Source organism: Aliiglaciecola sp. 3_MG-2023 (assembly GCF_030548205.1).
Lineage (GTDB): Bacteria > Pseudomonadota > Gammaproteobacteria > Enterobacterales > Alteromonadaceae > Aliiglaciecola.
The window spans coordinates 205,835-229,104 of the sequence record NZ_JAUORV010000003.1 but is presented as its reverse complement, the minus strand read 5'-3'; the positions used below and the strand labels follow the sequence as shown (position 1 = coordinate 229,104).

The window sequence follows — 23,270 nt, the reverse complement described above, 5'->3', positions numbered from 1 at the left end:
AACCTAAGTGTATGAATTCATTTTCAAAACTTAGATTTTGAAGACAGGATCATAAAGTTTTTGTATTCAAAAAGATAGCATAAACGCAATAAGGTTGATCTCAATCAACAGATTTTCGGCATTTCTTGTTTTTATAGTGGTGATCATTCAAACTAACTTTCAAATATTCACTATTATTATATATTTCATAGGTATAAAACTCTGATTAAACGTGTCTTTCCTATTATAGTTGTAATTCTGATTCTTTCCGTTGTTTATTTCCTAAATAATAAAAATGAGTCAATTTTAACTAAAAATCTTTGTTATTTAGAATCAGAATCCTGCGTAATTGGAATAGATGATTCTGTTATACGGGTAAACTTTTCTGAATATCCAATAGAGATTGAAACCATGCTCAATATTGAATTGAGTTACGATACGCAATATGTGCTTAGGAGCGGATGGTTAGAAGGCACGAATATGTATATGGGCAAAACACCTTTGTACATAGGAGCGAGCAGAATAGATAAACAAAACAATCAAGTATTAGTTGATGCCGAATTATTTATTGGTGCTTGCAGTGAACCTAATATGAGATGGAAATTAACTATTGAGTTGGAAGATATACAAAGCGGTAAACTGCATTCTGTTTTTGTATTCTTCCAGACTCAAGTTTAGTTTAATGCAACCTACATCTGAGATTGTAAGTAATTAGGTAGGCCAAGACGTTTAATTAACCCTATTTGTTGCTCTAACCAATGGGCGTGATCCATTTCTGTGTCTTCGAGAAGGATCATTAACATATCTCTAGTGACGTAGTCTTTTTCCGTTTCACAAAGAGCGATGGTTTTTTTCAACTCTTCCGTTACGGTATATTCAACCCGTAGATCACTTTCCAACATTTCGAGTACATCAGCACCGACTTTGAAGCCAGAACGAACTGTCATATCTGGCGTGCCTTCTAAAAAAAGCATACGTTCGATTAACTTAGTCGCGTGACCTTTTTCATCATCGAATTCATGGGCGATTCGTTCGTGAAGCTTGCTCAAACCCCAATCATCATACATTTGAGAGTGAATGAAATACTGATCCATTGCCGCTAATTCATACGCCAATAAGCCGTTTAAGGCGTCTATTATTACTTGATTACCTTTCATTTTTTAGTCTCCCGAACCGACTTGCGTTTGCAAGTAATTTTCTAATCCCAATGCTGAAACTTGATACTCTTGAGTTTCTAACCAATCCAAATGTTCTTCTTCGTATTCCAATATTTCTTCCAATAAATCACGCGATACGTAATCTTGTTCAGACTCGCAAAGGGCAATGACACTTTTAAGTTTTGGAATTTGCTCTAATTGGAATTTACTATCACACTGCAACATCTCAACGGTTTCTTCGCCAATGTACAATTTTCCAAGCATTTGAAGATTAGGTAAACCTTCAAGGAACAAAATACGCTCAATTAGTTCATCTGCTTGTTTCATATCTTTGATGGATTTTTTGTAACAAACTGAATTGAGTTTTTCTAAGCCCCAATTTTTATACATTCTTGCGTGTAAAAAGTACTGATTTATAGAGGTTAATTCTGTGGTTAATACCTCATTTAAAGCAGCTATTATATTTGCTTGACCTTTCATCTTAAAATTCTCCCAGAACACAATAGGGCAAGTATAGACTATTGAATGATGGTTTGTAAGTTTTTCCTTTAAAAACAAATGGATAGTCAATGGTAATAGTTATCATTTTTGATTCTGTTATTACTTGCCGATACTCATTATTTATTTGAAAGGGATAACATTTGCAGGCTTTCCTCAGCAAAGCCACTTCCTGCCTCAGTGAAAAAGTTGAATACTTTGTCAGCCCCTGCTTTTTGCAGTAGTTCTATTTCATCTTCATAACGGGCAATTGAGGCAACGGTACCTTGGTAATTCGCGTTTCTTAATTGTTGAGTGATATTACTAATATCTTCAACAGAAGGGACTGCGAGCATCACGATATCTGTTTGTCGCAAATCGAAATTTTCCCAAAAGTCGACGTCTTCACCGTCACCAACGAACACCTGCATATCTAGCTTTTGCATTTTGCGAATGCGGTTCGGATCGGCATCCATACCCCAAACCTGTTCTTTCATAACACTTTCGAGGGCTTTATACGCGCCTTTACCTACTCGGCCCATACCAATAATTAGCACACGCGCATTATTGGGTAAATTATAGATATCCTCTTTTAGACGTTGGGGATGTTCGTAGTTTTTTAGTTTGTGTTTTATTCGATTATATTGTTGATGGGAAGAACGGTACCCAAAACCGGTAAACAAAAATGATATGGACACCGCTAATGCCAGGACCACCAACCAATGTTTTTCTACTAAGTTTTCATTAACTAACAAAGCCACCACAATGAGTCCAAATTCACTATAATTCCCCAGCACTAAACTGGCTAAATATGAGGTTCTGGCACGCAAGCGCAGTCGGGTAAATATGCTGAAAAATAAACCGAATTTAAGGGGGATAAGACAACAGAGCAATAATGCGGTAGCTAGCATTTCAAAGGTGGGAAGAGCGGTGAATCCGATGGATAGAAAAAATCCAATAAGAAATAGATCTTTGAAACTCATCAGTGATTTAGATAATTCTGAGGCTTTGCTTTGATTAGCGAGTAACATACCGAGGATAAGCGCGCCTAAGTCTCCTTTAAGGCCGACCAATTCAAATAACTCATAGCCCCCAATAGCGATGAGAAATCCCATTAATGGAAGCAACTCGCCATGGCCAGCTTTGTCTAACAACAACGACCAAATTGGTTTCGCCAGCAACAGCAATAATAGCAATACTGCCCATATAGAAGGAATTTTGCCGGTAGCAATGACTAAAAATACTACTGCGAAAATATCTTGCATGACTAAGATACCAATGGCAACTTTTCCATGTCTAGTGCGAATTTCACCGCTTTCCTCAAGTATTTTCACTATACATACCGTACTGCTAAAGCTTAAGGAAAAAGCAATTAAAGCCCCGGTAACAATATTAATATCTGCAAAATAACCAACACCAAGAGCCGTTAGAAAAACAAAGCAAGAGGCTACAATAAGTACCCAAAGTAACATATGTAAGCTGCTCCCAGCCCACACTTCAGATTTAATTAAATCTCTAATGTTGAGTTTAAGGCCAATGGTAAACAGCATTAACGTAATGCCAAGACTGGCAAGAGTATCTAAAGATGCATTGGGCTCATAACCCATGAAATTTAAACTAAACCCGGCAATCAAAAAACCAATTAGTGGAGGTAACCCTATGATTTTCATGGTTAAACCGCATAAAAATGCTACTAGGATAAAAGCGAATTCCATAATACTCCAATGTCATTTTGATAAAAATTGATTTGATTCAGTAATATACTTAGAGATTGTGTCTGGATAAATAGATTTATTATTCTAATTTAGAATTGTACCGAGGAGTGCTATCAACACGTCCAATTTGTATTATTAGAGCACAAATTTGTTAGGGGGGAAATCCTATGTTTATGGAGGAGTTTTAGTAAAACTTCAATTACTTACATTTATTTTGGTTAATATTCAGTTAAACTATGTTTCTACTTTAGAAAAGAACTGAAAATAATGGATTGCTATTTTGGGATAATGAATGAGTGATACTCCGGCCTTTTTTAAAATCACTCCAATTGATGATATTTTATATATCGTTTTGAAAGGTGTCTGGACGATTCAAGCAGATCTCGCCTATATAAGTGAATTGTCGGTTTTAATAGGAAAGAGGAGGAGTCGTCATTGGGGCGTCTGTGTTGATATGACACAGTGGATAATGCCAATGGAAGTGTTTGACTCTCCGTTCAAAAGTAAAATAATGTTAAAACGCAGAAATCAAATTGGCGAAAGTTGGATCACAGAATCGTCAACTCAAGGTGAAGAGTTGATGTCGTTTTTCTCCGATTTTTCATTTAAACCCCAACGATTCGATAACATGGATGATGCATTAAGTTATTTACACGAATTAGGTTTAAAAGTACCTAGTAGTAACGCGATAAAAAACATTTCTTAAAAAAATCGTATTCTTACGATTGTATACAGCAGTCAGCCACACAATAAAATGATGGTTGCTTAAAAAATTTTAATTGAGTCTTTATACCGTTTTCTAGTGTCGGTAAAATAATTCCATTTTATTGGGGGTTAATTTAACCTTAGTGCCCATCTACAAACTTGCTTTAAAGTGTTCTACGTGTGAATAGTGTTGTATGGATAAATTCACTTTTTTACTTATCTATTTATAGGCTAGAAATTAAATGGTAAAGAAACTGGACATCAACAAGTGGCGATTCAACTTTCCTCCTCAAATCGCTATTTTAGTCTATTCTGTCGTAGCTGGAGTTATCACATCAATTTTAATGGCGTTATTAGTTTTATATATTGAATCTGAAGAACGACATTATATCGACACCGTCACGCAAAATACCTCAAACAAAATACAACTTTTACTCGAAGACGATTTACACAAACGAATGTTAACTTTGACTGAGTTTGCACAGCTATCCAACATTTCCAGCAAGCTCACTGTTCAGGATTGGAACTTGCTTGGTAAAACCTTATACGACACACAAAGGGGTTATCACGGTATTGGGTGGATTGATAGTTCATTTCACGTGAGAAAAATCATTCCTTTAAGAGGCAATGAAACTGCATTAAATATTGACTTAAATTCTATTCCAGACTCCTTTCATGCCGCTATGGAGGCGAAGAATAATGGCACTGCAATGATCACTATCCCCATCACCTCAGAAGATGGAAAAACAGGCTTTGGCATATACGTTCCCGTATATAAAAAAAATGAGGCCACAGACTCTGAGACTACAGACTTAGAGGGGTTTATTGGTAGTGTGATTCTTTTTAAACATTATTTTGAAGAGGTTTTGCCATCTTATTTGCTATTTGAGCATCAAATTTTGATATCCGTGAACGGAGAGTATATTTTTCCTGAAAAATATGAAGCAAATTTGAAGGATAACCCTTGGAGTAAAACGGCAACCTTCAAATTACAAAACCAAGATTGGCAGGTTTATATTGCTCCCAGTAACAGTTTTTTAGCGACGAAACATTATCGTATGATTAAAGTATTAACGGTGTTGGGCGTGTTGTTGAGCTTGTTTGTTGCAATCGCATTTTATGCTGTTTTACTTTCAAGAAAAAAAGAAAAGTCTTTAAAAGAAGATCGCAAAAAAAACGAACACTTTTTAAAAATGTTACCTGGCATGGCATATCAATCACTGAATACCGAAGGGTGGCCCATTGTATTAGTGAATGAGGAATGTGAGGAGTTAACAGGATATTGCAAACAAGAGTTTGAAAGCGGTGCTATTTTTTGGGGACAAATCTTACACCCTGAAGATTATCCGCGGATTGCAAAATTAGTAGACGAGGCTGTTGAACAAAAAGAACGTTTTGAGTTTGAATATAGGATTATAACCAAGAGCAATGAAATTAAATACGTTTGGGAAAGGGGGGAGGCCATTTTGAGCAACTCTTCCAATTCTGACGAAGACATTCTGTTCGAGGGGTTTATTACCGATATTACTTCCATAAAGCAAGCCCAAGCAGATTTAGTGCATAGCCATGCTTTTGCTGAGGCTATCGTGAATTCTGTTGTTGAAGCTGTTATCACAATCGATCAAGTGGGAAAAATAAAAAGTTTTAATAATGCTGCGTTAAAAATGTTTGGCTATTCTTTGCAGGAGGTTTTAGACAAAAACGTTAAAATCCTAATGCCTCCCAAACAAAGTGAACAACATGATCAGTATTTGGCTAAATACATGGAAACTAATGAAACTCATATCATTGGAACGGGTCGGGTATTAACCGCGAAACGTAAAGACGGGTCTATGTTTCCCATACATTTGTCGGTAAGTGAAATAGTGAACCCAGAGGGAAGGGTATTTGTTGGTTTAATAAGAGATATAACCCAGCAATTGGCTTCTGAAGATAAAACCAGACGACTGACTGAACAATTAGCCCATTTTGACCGATTAAATGCCTTGGGTGAAATGGCCGTTGCAGTGGCACATGAAATTAATCAGCCATTAACAGCAATAGCCTTGTTTTCTGCTACAGCTAAAAATATGTGTGAAAAGCGACACTATGATGGGCTTCCAGAATTACTTGATAAGTTAACGCAACAATCTCTTCGTGCCGGAAGTGTGTTAGAGCGTGTGCAAAGAATGACAAAAAAGGGGGATAGCCAAAAAGAAGCGGTGGCGAGTAATATATTAATAGAAGAGGTGATTAAGCTAATAGAGCCTGTCTCACGTTTACATGAAATTACTATTCAGGTTGATACAATTGGCGAAAATGTTGAAGTATTTGTAGATAGAGTCCAAATACAGCAAGTTATCCTTAATTTACTGCGAAATGCCATGGAATCAATGCAAGCCATAGAGTTTAAAAATGGCAACATATTAGCGATAAAGACCACCCAAGTTTCACAAAGTACGTTACAGGTATCCATCGAAGATACTGGATGCGGTTTGTTTCAGGCTTTAAAAGATGAGCTTTACACACCTTTTAGTACCACTAAAAAGAATGGTATGGGAATTGGTTTATCAATATCAAAATCCATTATTGAAGAGCACGGTGGGCAGTTAAATTTTAAAGACAATGAACGCTACGGGACCATTTTTTATTTTACGTTACCTATTTCGGGAGAGAAATTGCATGACTGACCAACAAACGGTTTTTATCATTGACGATGACGAAGGGATTCGGGATGGTATGGAAATGTTATTAGCATCCATTGGTCTTAGAGCTAAAACATTCGCCAATGGTAATGAGTTTTTAGAGGTATTTAATCATGACATGAAAGGGTGCATCGTACTCGATATTAGAATGCCTAAAATGAGTGGCTTAGAATTACAGTCTAAGTTAAAACAGTTAAACAGTATGTTGCCAATCATTTTCATTACCGGTCACGGTGACATTCCTATGGCAGTAGAAGCAATGCGAAATGGCGCGTTAGACTTTATTCGTAAACCTTTCAATGAACAGAATTTAATTGATCGCATTAATGAAGCGTTAGCATTAAATACCAAACAAAACATTAGTATTTTTAACAAACAAAACGAAGTTAAAAAAATCAATTTACTTTCAAGCCGTGAAAAGGAAGTGTTTGACTTAGTAGCCGATGGTGCAATGAATAAAATGATAGCGTCTGAACTCAACATTAGTGAACGTACCGTTGAGGTTCATCGATCTCATGTGATGGAAAAATTAGGCGCAAAAACCTTAGCACAGTTGGTGCGTATTAAAATACTGTCAGAACAATAGGCAAAAAAAACGGAGTTCATCTATGGTTGGATAGGTGAACTCCAAGTAGGAACTGAAACTGATGTTTCAGGTAGTTGCTGTGTGACTGGGTCTACACACAATCATCCTAACCAAAGGGTCTTTTCAAAGATATTAGGGATTTCCACAATATTCTTGTCATAAAACTGTGATAAACCGAAATCCCGTATTTTAGCCTCTATTAAAGAAAGCAATCCTTTTATCATCCTAAGAAAGGGTTAGTTTCTATCATTTTTCACATAGTTTAATTCATTGTTCCTTACCTTTTTCATGCAAAATTGGCGGGTAAGTTTTAATCCCCTTAAAGATACCTCCTAAACATTACGTATTTTCCACAATCAATTACGAGAAACCTCCAATAACCTATAGTTGGTGAGAATCGTAAACTAATTTGTATAAGTACAACGCAAAAAAATACCGCTAAAGCTTCAATTTTTATAAAAACGCAAATAGCTAATGTAAAAGCGGAAATAAAATTTAAATAATCATTTTCAAATAGTGAAACTGTAAAAACTAGCTTTTTATGGTTTTACCAATTTTTCTAAAACCTTGAGTTAAGTAAATAATTTAATTAATAGAGGAAAGCAGATGGTCATTTCAAATAGTCGGTATGTGAGTCATTTAACCAGAGATACCTTGGCTTTAGTTCTAGCTGGAGGTAAGGGCACGCGTTTATGCGAATTGACCCAACATCAGGCAAAACCTGCCGTTCAATTTGGCGGGAAATTTAGAATTATAGACTTTCCACTATCAAATTGTATTAATTCAGGTATTAGAAGAATAGGCGTTGTCACTCAATATAAAGCCTATAGTCTTTTGCGTCACCTCGCCAGAGGGTGGGGGCACTTAAACAGAGATTTAGGTGAGTATGTAGAATTATTACCCGCATCACAACAATACTCAGATAGTTGGTATGCAGGCACTGCCGATGCTTTATATCAAAATATTGGCTTTATCCGCGAAAATGCCCCTAAGTATATTGTGGTGTTATCAGGAGATCACATATATAAAATGGATTACGCGGATATGCTTGCACAACATGCACAAAGTGGTGCTGATATGACTATTTCATGTATTGAGATGCCCATCGAAGAAGCGGCTGGGAAATTCGGTGTCATGTCTGTTGCTGAAAACAATAGGATCAATGAATTTCAAGAAAAGCCTATCAATCCATGGGTGATGAAAAACAAACCGGGTTCAACGTTAGCGTCCATGGGAAATTATGTATTTAGTACAGATTTCCTCATTGAAAAGCTTATTGAAGATGCCAAAAATCCAAATTCCCAGCATGATTTTGGTCATGATATTATTCCTAACGCGATTAAAAATGATCATGTAGAGGCATTTTTATTTCGATCCGAAAATCCAAATTTCGCTCCCTATTGGCGAGATGTTGGAACATTAGATTCGTTTTGGAGTGCGAATATGGATTTAGTGACTGCCACTCCTGATATTGATTTATATGACAAAGATTGGCCTATTTGGACGTATCAACAGCAATCTCCACCTGCAAAGTTTATCTTTAATGAACAAACTAAAACTGGCTATGCGGTTGATTCAAATGTATCGGGGGGATGCATCATATCTGGTGCAATAGTGAAGCAGTCTTTGTTGTTTTCTAACGTACAGGTGGAGAATAATAGTGTTGTTGAAAAATCTGTTATTCTTCCAAATGTCAGTATTGGTAAAAACGTAAAAATTCGTTCAGCGGTCATTGATGAACAGTGCAGCATACCTGATAACTTACACATTGGCATTGACCATGAATTAGATAAAGCCAGAGGGTTTAGGATTAGTAAGGGTGGGGTAGTCTTAGTCACTGACGATATGCTGAGGGCGCTCAAGAAAGCTGAAATTTATGCGCAAAATCATGAACATAAAAAGTTGAGAGCATAAAAGTTGGGAATCAAAGTAACCTAATAAAATATACAGTAGGTGAATAAAAGTGAAACGGGTGATTTACCCGTTTCACTGAAACTGAACTAGTACATTTTATGCGTGACGATGTTAGCCGAATTAACAGGGCGAAATGCTATAAATAACTTGGTTAGCATCTTCCGGATCAACGTCCATTTGCATACCAACACTATGGGCGAACTTATGCATTTTACGGTTACTTCGTAAATCAATAGAGTAAAGCTTCTTAATACAGTTTGCCCTAGCATGGACATACAAGTGATTAAACAGCTCAGTACCTATACCTAGATTCTGATAATCATCTGCCACGGTAATGGCCATTTCCCTAGCATCGTTTTGGTTCCCTTTCATATATCTGCATACGCCAATTTGTTTTTCCTTGCCGTTTTCTTCGATGGTTGCTATGTAAGCCATGTTATTGACATAGTCGATTTCACACATTCTATCCAACATCGAAGGGGATAACTCCCTGATGCCTTCCATAAATCTGTTGTGTTTACTTTGCGCAGATAGATTTTTAACAAATTCAGCCTCAATTTGCTTATCTTCAATTTCTATGGGGCGAACTGTGACATTTAATTCGCCAATTTTTAAATGGGAATGATCCGTGGTTAGTTTAACTGTCATGGTAGATTTTCTCTGATTAATTAAACGCTCTCCAAAATTAAGTATAGTAAATAAGCTAATTACGACAATAAGGGAAAGCGCAACCTACATTGTGGTTTCTACGTATTCTAAACTTAGCAATAACTAAAAATCTGCCGTTATTTGTTAATCTATATGCTTAATTAAAGGGCAAGTTAGTCAATTTATAGACTTTTTTGTTAAATTTATTGGACTACGTAGTTTCCACATTTTTATAAGCGGAATTGCGAATTTATAAACAAAGGGCTAGGCATTAAAATTCAAATTATTAGGTTAAAAGAATTAAAAATGATCCTTAAAACACTTTCGGTTTCACAGTTGCAAAATTACCACAAAGTCCTTCCGCCCACTGATATCGAATTTTACTCAACAATACTTCATTCAATACAATACTATTTGGGTTCAGAGTGAATGAATTCAGTCAAAACTATTCCAAATGAGGTTAAATACGATTATTTGATTGCACTATTAAGTGGCAAAATAGAGCAGTCTACAAAGTGGTTTTTAGATTCAAATCAGCAAAGAGCTAACGTTTATAAAGCCCTTTAATTATTTTAAAAAACATTAAAAATACGTTAAGGATACACAATGAAGCAAGGTAACAAATTACCTTTTATTGCTATTTTAGTCGTCATCGTTGCGGTAGGAACTTGGATGCTTTGGCGTTTTATTCAACAACCATCTTTACCGTCAGATTTCGCTTCGGGAAACGGTCGAATTGAAGCTGTACAGGTTGATATTTCAACTAAGATAGCAGGGCGTGTGCAGGAAGTTATTGCTGCAGAAGGGGACTTAGTTCAACCTCAACAAGCTTTAGCTCGTATTAATACGGATCAACTTGAAGCCCAATTATTACGTGCTGAAGCTGATGTTGCAGCTGGAGAAAGTTTAATTGCCTCAGCCAACGCGTCAATTGCACAAGCAAAAGCCCAGCAGTTGCTGGCTAAACAAGAGTTATCCCGAGCGAGTGATTTGATTAAAAAGTCAGCTGTTAGTAAGGAGACTTACGATACCCGAGTGAGTGCTCTGGCGGTTGCCGATGCTTCCGTTGAAGCCGCAGACGCTATGCTTATTTCTCGTCAGAGAAACGTCGATGCGTTGCAAGCCGTAGTGAATGAAATTAAAACTCAAATAGAAGATGCGACGCTAGTGTCACCGACGATTGGACGGGTACTTTATCGCCTTGCAGAGCCGGGTGAGGTTTTAGGAAGCGGTGGTAAAGTGTTAACCATTATTAATTTGGCTGATGTGTACATGGAGGTGTTTTTACCTTCCAATCAAGCTCATCGAGTCGCCATAGGTGCAGAGGCACGTGTTAAGCTCGATATCATTGATTACGCTATTCCAGCCACTGTCAGTTTTGTTTCACCTGAATCACAATTTACCCCCAAACAGGTTGAAACTCAAAATGAACGAAATAAGCTAATGTTTCGCGTGAAAGTGAAAATTCCTCAGGAATTAGTGTTGTCCCATATTGAACAAGTAAAAACAGGTGTGCGTGGGGTGGCCTATATACGTCTGGCCCCTGAAGGTGACGATTCGCCTTCGGAATGGCCTGAAGAGCTGCAAAACTTTCCACCTAGCAAAACACTATCTGAAGAAAGCGCTAACTGATGGATTATGCTAAGGCAGACACTAAGTCTTCCGTTGCCACAATTCGGAATCTTAGACACAAATATAAAAAGAACCTAGCTTTAGATGGCATAGAGTTAGATATTCCCTCAGGTTTGGTGATTGGCTTGCTCGGGCCTGACGGTGTGGGTAAATCTACTTTACTGAGTTTAATTTCTGGCGCGAGAAAATTACAGGACGGCCAACTCGAGGTGCTCGGCGGGGATATGGGGTCTCAAGCACACCGCAATAGAGTCGGTCCACGCATTGCATTTATGCCTCAAGGTTTGGGAAAAAACTTGTATTCTGAACTGAGTATTGAAGAGAATTTGGATTTCTTCGGCAAGTTGTTTGATTTAAATTCCGCTGAGCGCAACAGTAGAATTAAAAAATTAACCCTGGCAACTGGGTTAAATGCCTTTTTAAAGAGACCCGCTGGAAAATTATCAGGCGGCATGAAGCAAAAGTTGGGCTTGTGTTGTGCGTTAATTCATAATCCAGATCTTCTTATCTTAGATGAACCAACAACGGGGGTTGATCCCTTATCACGGCGACAGTTTTGGCAACTCATTGCTAGTATCCGTGAAGATCGACCTTCAATGACTGTAATTGTCTCTACCGCTTATATGGACGAGGCCGAGGGTTTCGACTATTTAGTGGCAATGAATAACGGTGTTATTTTAGAAACAGGTAGCCCCCAAGCGTTAAAATCGAAAACCAATACTGATGATCTTGAAGCTGCATTTGTAAAACTTCTTCCCAAAGAAATTCAGCAAAAAGACATTGAGCTGGTTATTCCGCCGTTCGAACAATCAAAAGCAACACCCGCCATCGTTGCCGAGGGGTTAACCCGTCGTTTCGGCGATTTTACAGCGGTCAATAATGTGAGTTTTGATATTCAAGCAGGGGAGATATTTGGCTTTTTAGGTTCAAATGGGTGTGGTAAAACGACCACAATGAAGATGTTAACCGGACTATTGCCTGCGTCTGAGGGTAAAGCCTCACTTTTCGGTCAAGAGGTAGATGCATCCGATTTAGAAACCCGTAAGCGAGTGGGGTTTATGTCACAAGGTTTTTCCTTATACGGTGAATTGAGTATTTTGGAAAACTTAACTTTGCACGCCAAGTTGTTTCATTTATCCGTTGCCAAAATGAAAACAAGAATTGAAGAATTACTTGAGCGATTTTCCCTTGAAGAATTTAAGCACTCCCTTGCGTCATCATTGCCTTTAGGGATTCGACAACGCCTTTCACTGGCGGTGGCTGTTATTCATGAGCCCGAGATTTTAATTCTAGACGAACCCACTTCTGGCGTGGATCCCGTTGCACGTGACGGTTTTTGGCAATTGCTAATTGAGTTGTCTCGTCGCGATAAAGTGACTATCTTTATCTCAACGCACTTTATGAATGAAGCAATGCGTTGTGACCGTATTTCCCTGATGCATGCCGGACAAGTGCTAGTCTGTGACACCCCGAAAAATTTAGTGGCGGAGAAAAACGCAGACTCATTGGAAGACGCATTTGTTGATTATATACAAGCAGCAATGGGCGAAAATCAAGGACATAGTCAGCATCAAGATGTAGCACTAAGTCAAGAGCGGTTGTCACAGGCAACCCCAACTCAAGACGAAGATCTAACACCCAAAAGGTTTAGTTTATTTAGACTGCTTGCCTATAGCTTTTTAGAAACTAAACAAGTTATTCGTGATCCTATCCGGCTGGCGTTCGCATTTTTAGGAAGTGCAATTCTGTTAGTGGTTATTGCATATGGTATATCACTAGACGTGGAAGATTTAACATTTGCCGTACTTGACCATGATCAAACTCCCCAAAGCCGGCAATACATCAGTAATTTTCAAGGCTCTCGCTATTTTATTGAAAAACAAGCACTGCAAACACAAACGGAACTAGAATCACGTTTAAAATCTAATGATATAACCCTAGCAATAGTGATCCCGCCTGGTTTTGGGCGAGATCTCAAAAAAGGCGAAACACCTAGTGTGTCAGCCTGGATTGATGGCGCAAATACCACTCGAGCTGGTACCATAGAAGGCTATGTTTCTGGTGGACATATTAAATACCTGACTGTGCTTGCCACTGAAGCGGGAATTGATGCTGATGCTTATTATAATGTGACTATGGAATCTCGCTATCGATATAACCCAACGTTTGAAACCATTTATTCCATCGGCCCCAAAACACCCGCAATGTTGTTATTGTTGTTTCCAGCGATTCTTATGGCGGTGAGTATTTCCCGTGAAAAAGAAATTGGTACAATAACGAACTTCTATGTTACGCCCACCAGCACGACAGAATTCTTAATCGGCAAACAACTTCCTTATGTTTGTATTGGACTCATTAATTTTTTAATTCTAACCATGATGGTGGTGTTTTTGTTGCAGGTGCCCCTAAAAGGTAGCTTCTTAGGTCTTGCCCTAGGCGCATTCTTTTATGTTTGTGCGTCGACTGGATTCGGTCTACTGATCTCTTCTATGACCAAATCTCAGGTTGCTGCTATTTTTGCCACTACAGTGTTATCGGTCATGCCGACAATTCAATATTCAGGCATTATTCAACCAACATCAACCTTAGAAGGCGTTGGTCAATTTGTTGGTTCAATTTGGCCCGCTACTTACTATATGCATATGAGTGTTGCAGCTTTTACTAAAGGGCTGGGGTTTAATGATTTAACCAAAGATCTGTTTATTCTCGCCTTATTTGGGCCCATTTTCGTGTTAATGGCTTCGGCTTTATTGAAGAAGCAAGAGGCCTAATCTATGAAACAATGGTCTAATATATTTTATCTTGGCACTAAAGAATTACGCACGGTCATAAGAGACTTGGTGGTAGTGGGATTAGTTATTTATTCCTTTAGCCTTGATATTTACTTACAGTCTACGGCGGTCAGTGAATCAGTCAATAATGCTTCAGTGGCAATTGTTGATGAAGATAATTCAGCATTGTCGAGAAGAATTACAAATGCATTATATCCTCCATATTTTAAACAACCTGAGTTAATTCAAGCGAATGAGATTGACGAAGCTATGGATCACGATCGATTTATTTTTGTCATCAGTATTCCTCCTAATTTTGAAAAGGATGTGCGAGATCAACGCCAACCGACGATTCAAATAGATGTGGATGCTACAGCTGTTTCCCAAGCTAGTTTGGGAAACAGTTACATCCAAAACATAGTAAACAATGAAGTTAATCATTTTGTAAACCGGTCAGATGAGGATACAAGCTACGCGGTCACTTTAGTCTCTCGTCGTTCTTTTAATCCAAACGGAACCGGCATGTGGTTCGGCGCGATCAACGGCTTACTTAATCAAATCACGATTCTAACCATTATCCTTACGGGCGCGGCACTATTGCGGGAAAGAGAGCACGGCACTATTGAGCATTTGTTGGTTATGCCAATTAATTCATTTCAAATAGCGATGTCTAAAGTATGGGCCAATGGATTGATTATTCTTGTCGCATTTTCTCTTTCTATGTGGTTGATTGTTAGCAATATATTGGAAGTACCCATTGTTGGCTCCCACTTGTTGTTATTGGCAGGCACTACTCTGTATTTGTTTGCTGCAGCGGCGATAGGTATTTTTCTCGGTACCATCGCACGAACCATGGCGCAATTTGCGCTGCTATTAATGATTGTAATTATTCCTATGATGCTACTTTCTGGTGGTTTAACCCCAATTGAAAGCCAGCCTGATATTATACAACCATTCACCATGCTTTTACCTTCTCGTCATTATATGGCATTTGCGCAGGCTGTGGTTTTTCGAGGAGCTGATTTACTCATTGTATGGCCTCAATTGCTATTTATTGTTGGTCTAGGATCGGTATTCTTTATTTCAAGCTTAGCCCTATTTCGTAGAAGTATTGCCACTGAGCATTAGCTTTACAGCGTGTTTAGAGGCTTAATTACTTTTCATTTTAAGGAGCACTGCAATTAAAAAGTATGTAAGTGATAGCGAATTTTAGTAAATTGACTCTAGGAAGTATTATTACCCAAAAGTACTTATCTGAAGTTTGGCCTACTTAGGAAATTTATGTCCATAGATATTATTTACCAAAATATATTTGCCGCAGCTATTCTTGCACTACTTTGTGTGATGGCAACTGTTCTTACCCGTCGCATTGGCGCACCAATTCTGCTTGTGTTTTTATTATTAGGCATGCTAGCTGGTGAGCAAGGACTAGGTGGCGTAAAGTTTGATGATTTTAGTTTAGCTTTCCTGTTTGGAAACGTTGCCTTAGCAATCATTATTTTTGACGGTGGGTTGGGGACCCGCAGAGATACCTTTAGAGTAAGTTTAAAACCAGCGTTATCGTTAGCCACCGTGGGGGTGTTGATTACGGCAGGCATAACTGGTTATGCGGCGCATCTCATTTTAGGTTTACCCTGGCAGGAAGGTTTGTTAATAGGCGCTATCGTAGGTTCAACCGACGCAGCAGCGGTATTTGGTTTGTTAAGAAATGCGGGGTTAGAACTAAAAGAGCGCACCGGCGCGACACTGGAAATTGAATCCGGATCCAATGATCCAATGGCTATATTCTTGACCATTACCTTGGTACAAATCATTCAATTAAGTGGAGAGGGCAATCAAGGTTGGACCATTTTTAACGAGCTTTTCCGACAAATGGGATTAGGGCTGGCCATCGGTTTTGCCGGTGGTTATGTGTTATCTCAATTGTTAAGGCGGGTTGCATTGCCAGTTTCTTTATATCCTCTGCTAGCCTTGGCTGGCGGCATAAGTCTCTTTGGCCTCACAACACTATGGGATGGAAGTGGCTTCCTCGCAATCTTCATAACTGGCGTGATGATTGGTAATACTTCGTTGCCTTATAGCAATGATATTCACCGTTTTCATGATGGAATAGCCTGGTTGAGCCAGATTGGTATGTTTTTAATGTTGGGGTTATTGGTGACTCCTAGTAATTTAGTCCCCATCATAATTCCTGCGATTGCCATTGCAGTTGTTCTTATTTTTATCGCTAGGCCGCTAGCAGTACTCATTTCGTTGCTGCCATTTCATTTCCCTTGGCGCGAACAAACCTTTATCAGTTGGTGTGGTTTGCGCGGGGCGGTACCTATCATCCTTGCCTTGTTCCCATCTTTAGCCGGGCTTGAGCATACGCAAACTTATTTTGAATTGGTCTTTTTCGTGGTGTTAATTTCCTTGGTACTCCAAGGGTGGACAATGGCACCGCTGGCAAGGTGGCTGCAAATTGAATTACCACCCAGTGCCAAAGAACCGGAGTATTTACAATTAAAAATAAAGCATGAGCAAGATAAAGAACTGCTTATCTATCCTGTTTTATCGGGTAGTCGCGCTGCTGAGTCAACCATCAGACAATTACCATCGACTGAAGGTAGCCAGGTTGTCGGTGTCATACGCAGAGGTATTCTGGCAGATGTTGATGAGCAGGATAAATTATTAGGTGATGATCAGGTGATGATTTTGGCAACGAGTAGTGCCCGATCAGCATTCGGTCGTTTTTTCGCATCAGCAGCCCATTCACCATTTTTAGAGTCTGATAGGTTTTTTGGTGAGTTTGTATTAAACCCAGAAGCACGTTTAACCGATATTGCACAGTTATACGGGTTTGAAGTTGACTCATCTCAAGAGGGGATCACCATCGAGCGTTACCTGATTAATCATTTCCATGGAAAGCCTGTGGTGGGGGATCATGTCAAACTTGGTGAAGTGAAGCTAATCGTAAGAGAAGTTGATGGAGATCACATTGTCTCTGTGGGCTTAAAGTTATCATCGGTAGTGGAAAATAGCTGATTTTGGGTAACTGAATTCTAATGATAATGGAAAAATAATTTCAATTATTGACTAAGCTATAAATAAGCACTTTTGGAATTTCTAAACTCTCCGCTTGCATAGGGAGAAGAAGATAACGGTTATTTAATCACAGTGGGATGTTAACTATTAAGGAAGAAGAATAGGATTCCAGAACAACAGGATAGGGGATCTTTGGGTTTTTAATTAGCGGGATATGGATCCCTCTAGATCACAAAACCTTCAAATCAGTAAGGCGACAAAAAATAGGGAAGCTGTTGTGGACATATTTGATATTATTTCTCGATCATCCTTTGCAGAAATTGCTGCTATTTTAGTTTTAGCTGCTTTGTTGGGCTTTATTGGTTTACTGTTACGGCAACCCCTTATTGTCAGTTTCATTGCTGTAGGACTGGTTGCTGGCCCATCTGTGTTAGATATCGTTCATTCTCAAGAGCAAATAACGCTTTTATCCGAATTAGGTATCGCCATATTGTTGTTTTTAGTGGGGATTAAACTCGACGTAAAGTTGATTAAATCCATTGGTGGCGTATCGGTTTTAACGGGTCTTGGGCAAGTCGCTTTCACGTCTTTTGTTGGATACTACATAGGTATCGCTATTGGTCTAGATCATATGACCAGCCTATATGTTGCAGTTGCCCTTACGTTTTCCTCCACTATTATCATTGTTAAATTATTATCGGATAAACGTGAAATAGATTCACTTCATGGGCAAATCGCTTTAGGTTTTTTGATTGTTCAAGATTTAGTGGTTGTGTTGGCTATGATTGTATTGGCAGCCATTGGTATAGGGTCGGGGCATGGCGGTGAATCATCTGTTTGGCAGGTATCTATTTCAGGTATTGGTTTAGTCGCTTTTGTCGTTATTTTTGTTCGTTATATTGCCAACCCATTAACTGAAATGCTAGCCAAAGTACCTGAGTTGCTAGTTATTTATGCAATAGCTCAAGCTGCACTATTTGCCGCCATTGGTGATTTAGTCGGTTTAGGCATGGAAGTGGGGGGCTTGTTAGCCGGCGTTTCGTTGGCTTCTACACCCTATCGTGAAAGTATTGCAGCTAGGTTAGCACCTTTACGAGATTTTTTATTGCTATTCTTTTTTGTAGCCCTTGGTGCATCGTTAGATCTGACCTTACTTGGTTCTCATTTCCAAGGAGCAATCGTATTTTCATTGTTTGTTCTCATTGGTAACCCATTGATTGTCATGGTGATCATGGGAATTCTAGGCTATCGAAAAAGAACCGGATTTCTCGCCGGTTTAACGGTTGCTCAGATTAGCGAATTTTCATTGATCTTTATCGCCATGGGGATCAGTTTAGGCCACGTCACTGCCGATATTTTGGGTTTAGTCACCTTAGTTGGCATTGTCACTATTGCGGCTTCCACCTATATGATCACATATTCTCATCAGCTATATGGGTTATTTGAACCTGTTATTAGTTTGTTTGAACGACCCGGTGCCCCACGAGAAAAAACAACCGCAAACCGGGACGATGATAATTTTCCAGTGATTATTTTGGGGTTAGGACGGTTAGGGACCGCAATTGCGATGCGCTTAAAGCAAAAAGGGGTCAATGTCCTCGGCGTAGATTTCAATCCTACGGCAATTAAACGGTGGAATTACTTGGGGTTAAATACAGAATATGGTGATGCAACAGATGCAGAGTTTATGCTCGAATTACCCCTTAAAAATGCCCAATGGTTGCTATCTACCATTCCTCACCATCATATCGGATTATCATCAGAAGATATTCGTAAAACCGTTGCGCAATTGACACAAGCAGCAGGCTTTAATGGAAAATTGGGCGCAGTTTCTCATAACAGTGACGATACTGAAGAACTTGCATTACTTGGCTTTGATCTCATTCTAGAACCCTTTCAAGATACCGCGGATCGGACTGCCAACTTTTTGCTTGATGGTTTATATGTTGAACCAAATAAAATCTAATAGGAGATACTCAATATGAAAAGGTTTAAGAACTTTCTATACGTAATGAGCAATCACATTAATGAGCCATCAAATGCATTAATGCGTGCTGTTTCTCTTGCTAAAAATAATCAGTCAGATTTAACGCTTCTTTATGTTATACCGAAGTTATCTATCCCCAAAAATAGTACCATTGATAAGCAAAAGCTTGAGCAAGATATACTAAATGGTGAAAAACAACGGCTACAAAAATTAATTTCAACGTTAGATCAAAACCTGCAAATCCATTCCGAGATAAGAGTAGGTAAACGATACCTAGAAAGCATCCGAGCTGTATTGTCGCAACAATTTGACCTGGTGATTAAAGAGGCCGATAAAGTGAGTTGGCTAGACAGGTTAATTGGCAGTGATGATATGCAACTGTTACGTAACTGTCCTTGTCCTGTTTTTTTAATGAAAAAAGATGAGTTATTAGAGTATAAGCAGGTGATGGCAGCAATAGATTTTGATTCAGACGATGATGAAAGCTGCAATGAAGAGCTAAATGAGATGATAATTGAACTCGCTGGTTCATTATCTTTATCAGAGTTTGCAACGCTGCATATTGTAAATGCTTATGAAGTGCCCGATGCCGGCTTTATCAGTTTATGGGTGGAGCAACCCGAAAAAGTTGAAAGAGAACTGTATGAATCAGAATATCAAAACAGAAAAGTTCAGATGGAAACCATTTTAACGGGATTAAAGGAAAGGTTAGGCGAGGAGTCGTTCAACTTTTTATCCCTTCGCTCCCACATTAGTCGTGGAGACCCAGGACAAGAACTCCCTAAAATAGCAAAACGCATTGGCGCTGATTTAGTGGTAATGGGAACTGTAGCAAGAACCGGAATTGCAGGGCTTGTTATTGGTAACACCGCAGAGACAATTCTGTATCAATTACAAAGTTCGGTATTAGCAATTAAACCCAAAGGCTTTGTATCACCAGTATCTTAAAGGTGGGTACTCAGCTATCAAATTGGGTGACATATGTTTAACTAGTGAATGAAACCCCGTCTAACCAATTTTCTTTAGTATCCATAATCTGAATAACTATGGGAAATTTGGTTAAGGCGGTTATTTAACCGCATTTTTAAACGCCAACCTTAACTGTTTTTCAATCTCAATAATGGTAAATAACGCAACGCCCACAGCAAAGATGATTAGCCCATCCAAAAATGGGATCGACTCAGTATCAAATACCTTTTGTAGAGGCGAAATGTAAGTGATCGAAAATTGTGCAAGGGTAATTACAAGGATCACCAACCACACAAATTTTGTACCCCGAATTGCTTTCCAAGTTAAGGATGTACCGTAAATATTGCGAATAAAAAATAAATGAAATATTTCCATCACTACCAGAGTGTTTAGGGCCATGGTACGGGCCAACTCTATTGCATAACCTTTATCAATTGCATATTGATAAATACCAAAAACCCCACACAAAAATAATAGTGATACAAATATCACATGCCAGATCAATCCTGCATTTAACAAGGGCTCGTTGCGATTCCTAGGGAGTCGCAGCATAGTGTCGTCCTCTGTGGGTTCAAACGCTAAAACAACTCCCAAGGTGATGGCCGTAACGAGATTTATCCATAAAATTTGTATAGGCGTAACAGGCAAAGTCATTCCCATTAGTAACGCCACAATTATGGTCATGGCTTCTCCAGCATTGGTAGGCAATGTCCAACTAATGACTTTTTTAAGGTTGTCGTAAACGGTACGTCCCTGGGCAACAGCTGCAACGATGGATGTAAAATTATCATCCGCTAAGACCAGATCTGCAGCCTCTTTGGCCGCTTCGCTGCCTTTCTGGCCCATGGCAATCCCTGCGTCTGCTCGCTTAAGAGCGGGCGCGTCATTAACCCCATCGCCAGTCATGGCAACGGTTAAACCATGGGATTGCAAAGCCATAACTAAACGCAGTTTATGTTCGGGACTTGTTCTAGCAAAGATGTCACATTCCTTTACGGCCTGTTGTAAAGCCCCATCATCCAGTTTATCGAGATCTGCACCTGTCAGTACCTTTGATACATTTTCAAGACCTATTTGCTTGCCTATAGCGGCTGCTGTTTTAGTATGATCACCGGTAATCATTTTAACTTGAATACCGGCTCGGTGGCATTGTGCCACCGCTTCAATTGCTTCTTGGCGAGGGGGATCCATCATACCCACCAGGCCTAGCAAAGTGGCGGAGTCGCAAATATCCTGATGTTCTAATACCGTGTGCTGAGTGGGTAACGATTTAATCGCAAATCCGAGAACGCGTTGTCCTTGTGCGGCTATGGCTTCAGATTGTGCTTCCCAGTAATTTCTATCAAGTGTTTCTGTCGAGCCATCGGCAGCTCGTTGATTTTTACACATGGCTAATATCTGTTCTGGGGCACCTTTGATGAAAACAAACGCATGTTGTTGGTGGTCATGATTTAAAGTCGCCATAAAACGGTACTTTGCATCAAAGGGAATGGCATCAGTGCGTGTCCATAATGCTCTTTCCTGATGGACATCAAGTTCCATTTTACCTGCAAATGCTAACAAAGCGCCTTCCATTGGATCGCCCTCAACATACCATTTGTGGTTTTTTTGATTAAGGGCGGCATCATTGCACAAGGCTGAAGCACGGGCTATTTCTTCTAACATTGAATGTTCATCTGGCGTGATCGCATTATTATTTAAAGTTAGCGTGCCTTTAGGTTCGTAGCCGTTTCCGGTTAGGTTAAATAGATGTTTGTGAGTAAGAATCGATGACACCATCATTTCATTGCGGGTGAGTGTACCGGTTTTATCGGTACAGATAACGGAAACAGATCCCAAGGTTTCAATGGCTGGTAAGCGTCGCACAATTGCATTTCGACGGGCCATAGCTTGCACACCGATGGCAAGGGTGATGGTGAGTACCGCTGGCAATCCTTCAGGTATGGCAGCCACCGATAGTCCCACCACGGCCATAAACATTTCAGTAAACTCATAATTCGCAACAAAGGTGCCAAATACCACTAACAGAGCAGCAATGACTAAAATGAATATGGTTAGCCATTTTGCAAATACGCCCATTTGCGACACTAGGGGAGTGGTGAGTGTTTCAACTTTATCTAACAGGCCACTAATTCGTCCTATTTCCGTGTCTGAGCCCGTTGCTACGACTATCCCTTTGCATTGTCCGCTAGTGACTAGGGTGCCTGAAAATGCCATACATGACCTATCACCGAGGGACGAATTTTCGTCGACTGCATCAGTGTTTTTTCCAACGGGAACCGATTCGCCCGTTAGAATAGCTTCTTGAACATAGAAATTGTGTGCACTGCATAATCTTAAGTCGGCAGGCACTTTATCGCCGGCTTCTAGTAACACCATATCTCCCGGTATCAACTTTTCACCGTCGATGGTAATTCGCTGTCCATCACGAATGACATTTGCCTGTGGCGCCAACATGTGACGAATTGCACTCATTGCTTGTTCAGCTTTACCTTCTTGAATAAAGCCTATGACAGCATTGGCGACCACGACGGTTAAGATGACACCGCTATCTATCCAATGTCCTAGTAAACTGGTAATCACTGCTGAGGCGATTAATACATAAATTAATATATTATGGAAGTGTGACAAGAAACGTACAATTGGATTACGTCCAACCCCTTGCTCAAGACGGTTAGGTCCATGATTTTCATAGCGTTTATTTGCTTCAGTTTGGGTTACGCCTAACTCCGAGGTGTGCAGTTTTTTAAGGGTTTCTTGGGCGGAAATAGTATGCCATGGTAAGTTGGATGTGTACTCTTCAAATGCGGCCATTCAAACGATCCTGTAGTTAATGCCCTATGACTGCAAACTACTTTAGCGAGTAGCGTGTTTACTTAAGATTCTATGGCAATCAAATGTCACAAGTTAGGGACTTTGTTCATATCAAACACAGCAAGTATAGTGGTTCCTAATTTCACTCGATATCGGGAATAGTACGTAGTATTTGTATGAACATGGCGATACGTTATCGTTTCTAATT

At 39.4% G+C, this 23,270-nt stretch carries 17 protein-coding genes; 12 read left to right on the top strand and 5 right to left on the bottom strand.

The features are described from left to right. The first annotated feature begins 390 nt into the window (after window positions 1-390). Window positions 391-657 (top strand): hypothetical protein, encoded by a 267-nt coding sequence (locus Q4574_RS04695; RefSeq protein WP_303472101.1) that lies wholly within the window; start codon window positions 391-393, stop codon window positions 655-657. Between the two features lie 11 nt (window positions 658-668). On the opposite strand, the gene bfr (Q4574_RS04690) is transcribed toward Q4574_RS04695, so the two are convergent. The 3 genes from bfr (Q4574_RS04690) to Q4574_RS04680 all read right to left on the bottom strand — a co-directional run bounded on the left by bfr (Q4574_RS04690) (window position 669) and on the right by Q4574_RS04680 (window position 3,328). Beyond that, the gene (bfr, locus tag Q4574_RS04690; protein ID WP_303472099.1) at window positions 669-1,136 is read right to left on the bottom strand and encodes a bacterioferritin; all 468 of its coding nucleotides are present in this window, start codon (window positions 1,134-1,136) and stop codon (window positions 669-671) included. Window positions 1,137-1,139: 3 nt separating this feature from the next. After that, a complete protein-coding gene (gene bfr, locus Q4574_RS04685; protein WP_303472097.1) occupies window positions 1,140-1,616 on the bottom strand; it encodes a bacterioferritin in 477 nt (158 codons plus the stop codon). Window positions 1,617-1,753: 137 nt separating this feature from the next. Further along, complete coding sequence (locus tag Q4574_RS04680; RefSeq protein WP_303472095.1) at window positions 1,754-3,328, bottom strand: cation:proton antiporter family protein; 1,575 nt, start codon at window positions 3,326-3,328, stop codon at window positions 1,754-1,756. A 292-nt stretch (window positions 3,329-3,620) separates the two neighbouring features. On the opposite strand from Q4574_RS04680, the gene Q4574_RS04675 reads away from it, so the two are divergent. From Q4574_RS04675 to glgC, 4 genes are all read left to right on the top strand, one after another. Further along, complete coding sequence (locus Q4574_RS04675; RefSeq protein ID WP_303472093.1) at window positions 3,621-4,034, top strand: hypothetical protein; 414 nt, start codon at window positions 3,621-3,623, stop codon at window positions 4,032-4,034. A gap of 241 nt (window positions 4,035-4,275) precedes the next feature. Beyond that, window positions 4,276-6,702 carry a PAS domain S-box protein gene (locus Q4574_RS04670; protein WP_303472091.1) on the top strand — a complete coding sequence of 809 codons (2,427 nt, stop codon included), beginning with the start codon at window positions 4,276-4,278 and terminating at the stop codon, window positions 6,700-6,702. After that, window positions 6,695-7,303 (top strand): response regulator transcription factor, encoded by a 609-nt coding sequence (locus Q4574_RS04665; RefSeq protein ID WP_303472089.1) that lies wholly within the window; start codon window positions 6,695-6,697, stop codon window positions 7,301-7,303. The genes Q4574_RS04670 and Q4574_RS04665 overlap by 8 nt, the downstream gene beginning before the upstream one ends. Window positions 7,304-7,909: 606 nt before the next feature. Then, the gene (glgC, locus tag Q4574_RS04660; protein WP_303472087.1) at window positions 7,910-9,217 is read left to right on the top strand and encodes a glucose-1-phosphate adenylyltransferase; all 1,308 of its coding nucleotides are present in this window, start codon (window positions 7,910-7,912) and stop codon (window positions 9,215-9,217) included. A 120-nt stretch (window positions 9,218-9,337) separates the two neighbouring features. On the opposite strand, the gene Q4574_RS04655 is transcribed toward glgC, so the two are convergent. Continuing rightward, window positions 9,338-9,865, bottom strand: a complete 528-nt coding sequence (locus tag Q4574_RS04655; protein ID WP_303472085.1) for a GNAT family N-acetyltransferase — start codon at window positions 9,863-9,865, stop codon at window positions 9,338-9,340. Window positions 9,866-10,294: 429 nt separating this feature from the next. Here Q4574_RS04655 and Q4574_RS04650 point away from each other — a divergent pair, with 429 nt between their 5' ends. The 7 genes from Q4574_RS04650 to Q4574_RS04620 all read left to right on the top strand — a co-directional run bounded on the left by Q4574_RS04650 (window position 10,295) and on the right by Q4574_RS04620 (window position 20,227). Next, on the top strand, window positions 10,295-10,432 hold the full coding sequence (locus Q4574_RS04650) for a hypothetical protein (RefSeq protein WP_303472083.1): 138 nt from the start codon (window positions 10,295-10,297) through the stop codon (window positions 10,430-10,432). A gap of 39 nt (window positions 10,433-10,471) precedes the next feature. Further along, window positions 10,472-11,497, top strand: a complete 1,026-nt coding sequence (locus Q4574_RS04645) for an HlyD family secretion protein (protein WP_303472080.1) — start codon at window positions 10,472-10,474, stop codon at window positions 11,495-11,497. Continuing rightward, entirely contained in the window at window positions 11,497-14,268 is a 2,772-nt protein-coding gene (gene rbbA, locus Q4574_RS04640; protein WP_303472078.1) for a ribosome-associated ATPase/putative transporter RbbA, read from the top strand. Before Q4574_RS04645 ends, rbbA begins: the two co-directional genes overlap by 1 nt. Window positions 14,269-14,271: 3 nt before the next feature. Next, window positions 14,272-15,396 (top strand): ABC transporter permease, encoded by a 1,125-nt coding sequence (locus Q4574_RS04635; protein ID WP_303472077.1) that lies wholly within the window; start codon window positions 14,272-14,274, stop codon window positions 15,394-15,396. A gap of 153 nt (window positions 15,397-15,549) precedes the next feature. Then, window positions 15,550-17,292, top strand: a complete 1,743-nt coding sequence (locus tag Q4574_RS04630; protein ID WP_303472076.1) for a potassium/proton antiporter — start codon at window positions 15,550-15,552, stop codon at window positions 17,290-17,292. A 277-nt stretch (window positions 17,293-17,569) separates the two neighbouring features. Beyond that, complete coding sequence (locus Q4574_RS04625) at window positions 17,570-19,258, top strand: cation:proton antiporter (RefSeq protein WP_368411633.1); 1,689 nt, start codon at window positions 17,570-17,572, stop codon at window positions 19,256-19,258. 15 nt (window positions 19,259-19,273) lie between these two features. Next, window positions 19,274-20,227, top strand: coding sequence for a universal stress protein (locus Q4574_RS04620; RefSeq protein WP_303472073.1), 954 nt, complete (start codon window positions 19,274-19,276; stop codon window positions 20,225-20,227). A gap of 120 nt (window positions 20,228-20,347) precedes the next feature. On the opposite strand, the gene Q4574_RS04615 is transcribed toward Q4574_RS04620, so the two are convergent. After that, window positions 20,348-23,062, bottom strand: coding sequence for a cation-transporting P-type ATPase (locus Q4574_RS04615; protein ID WP_303472071.1), 2,715 nt, complete (start codon window positions 23,060-23,062; stop codon window positions 20,348-20,350). Window positions 23,063-23,270 lie beyond the last annotated feature (208 nt).

What these genes read in the sequence shown, in the direction of transcription:
- Q4574_RS04695 (WP_303472101.1), top strand. Translation starts at nt 391, where the DNA reads ATGCTCAATATTGAATTGAGTTACGATACGCAATATGTGCTTAGGAGC.
- bfr (WP_303472099.1), bottom strand. Translation starts at nt 1,136, where the DNA reads ATGAAAGGTAATCAAGTAATAATAGACGCCTTAAACGGCTTATTGGCG.
- bfr (WP_303472097.1), bottom strand. Translation starts at nt 1,616, where the DNA reads ATGAAAGGTCAAGCAAATATAATAGCTGCTTTAAATGAGGTATTAACC.
- Q4574_RS04680 (WP_303472095.1), bottom strand. Translation starts at nt 3,328, where the DNA reads ATGGAATTCGCTTTTATCCTAGTAGCATTTTTATGCGGTTTAACCATG.
- Q4574_RS04675 (WP_303472093.1), top strand. Translation starts at nt 3,621, where the DNA reads ATGAGTGATACTCCGGCCTTTTTTAAAATCACTCCAATTGATGATATT.
- Q4574_RS04670 (WP_303472091.1), top strand. Translation starts at nt 4,276, where the DNA reads ATGGTAAAGAAACTGGACATCAACAAGTGGCGATTCAACTTTCCTCCT.
- Q4574_RS04665 (WP_303472089.1), top strand. Translation starts at nt 6,695, where the DNA reads ATGACTGACCAACAAACGGTTTTTATCATTGACGATGACGAAGGGATT.
- glgC (WP_303472087.1), top strand. Translation starts at nt 7,910, where the DNA reads ATGGTCATTTCAAATAGTCGGTATGTGAGTCATTTAACCAGAGATACC.
- Q4574_RS04655 (WP_303472085.1), bottom strand. Translation starts at nt 9,865, where the DNA reads ATGACAGTTAAACTAACCACGGATCATTCCCATTTAAAAATTGGCGAA.
- Q4574_RS04650 (WP_303472083.1), top strand. Translation starts at nt 10,295, where the DNA reads ATGAATTCAGTCAAAACTATTCCAAATGAGGTTAAATACGATTATTTG.
- Q4574_RS04645 (WP_303472080.1), top strand. Translation starts at nt 10,472, where the DNA reads ATGAAGCAAGGTAACAAATTACCTTTTATTGCTATTTTAGTCGTCATC.
- rbbA (WP_303472078.1), top strand. Translation starts at nt 11,497, where the DNA reads ATGGATTATGCTAAGGCAGACACTAAGTCTTCCGTTGCCACAATTCGG.
- Q4574_RS04635 (WP_303472077.1), top strand. Translation starts at nt 14,272, where the DNA reads ATGAAACAATGGTCTAATATATTTTATCTTGGCACTAAAGAATTACGC.
- Q4574_RS04630 (WP_303472076.1), top strand. Translation starts at nt 15,550, where the DNA reads ATGTCCATAGATATTATTTACCAAAATATATTTGCCGCAGCTATTCTT.
- Q4574_RS04620 (WP_303472073.1), top strand. Translation starts at nt 19,274, where the DNA reads ATGAAAAGGTTTAAGAACTTTCTATACGTAATGAGCAATCACATTAAT.
- Q4574_RS04615 (WP_303472071.1), bottom strand. Translation starts at nt 23,062, where the DNA reads ATGGCCGCATTTGAAGAGTACACATCCAACTTACCATGGCATACTATT.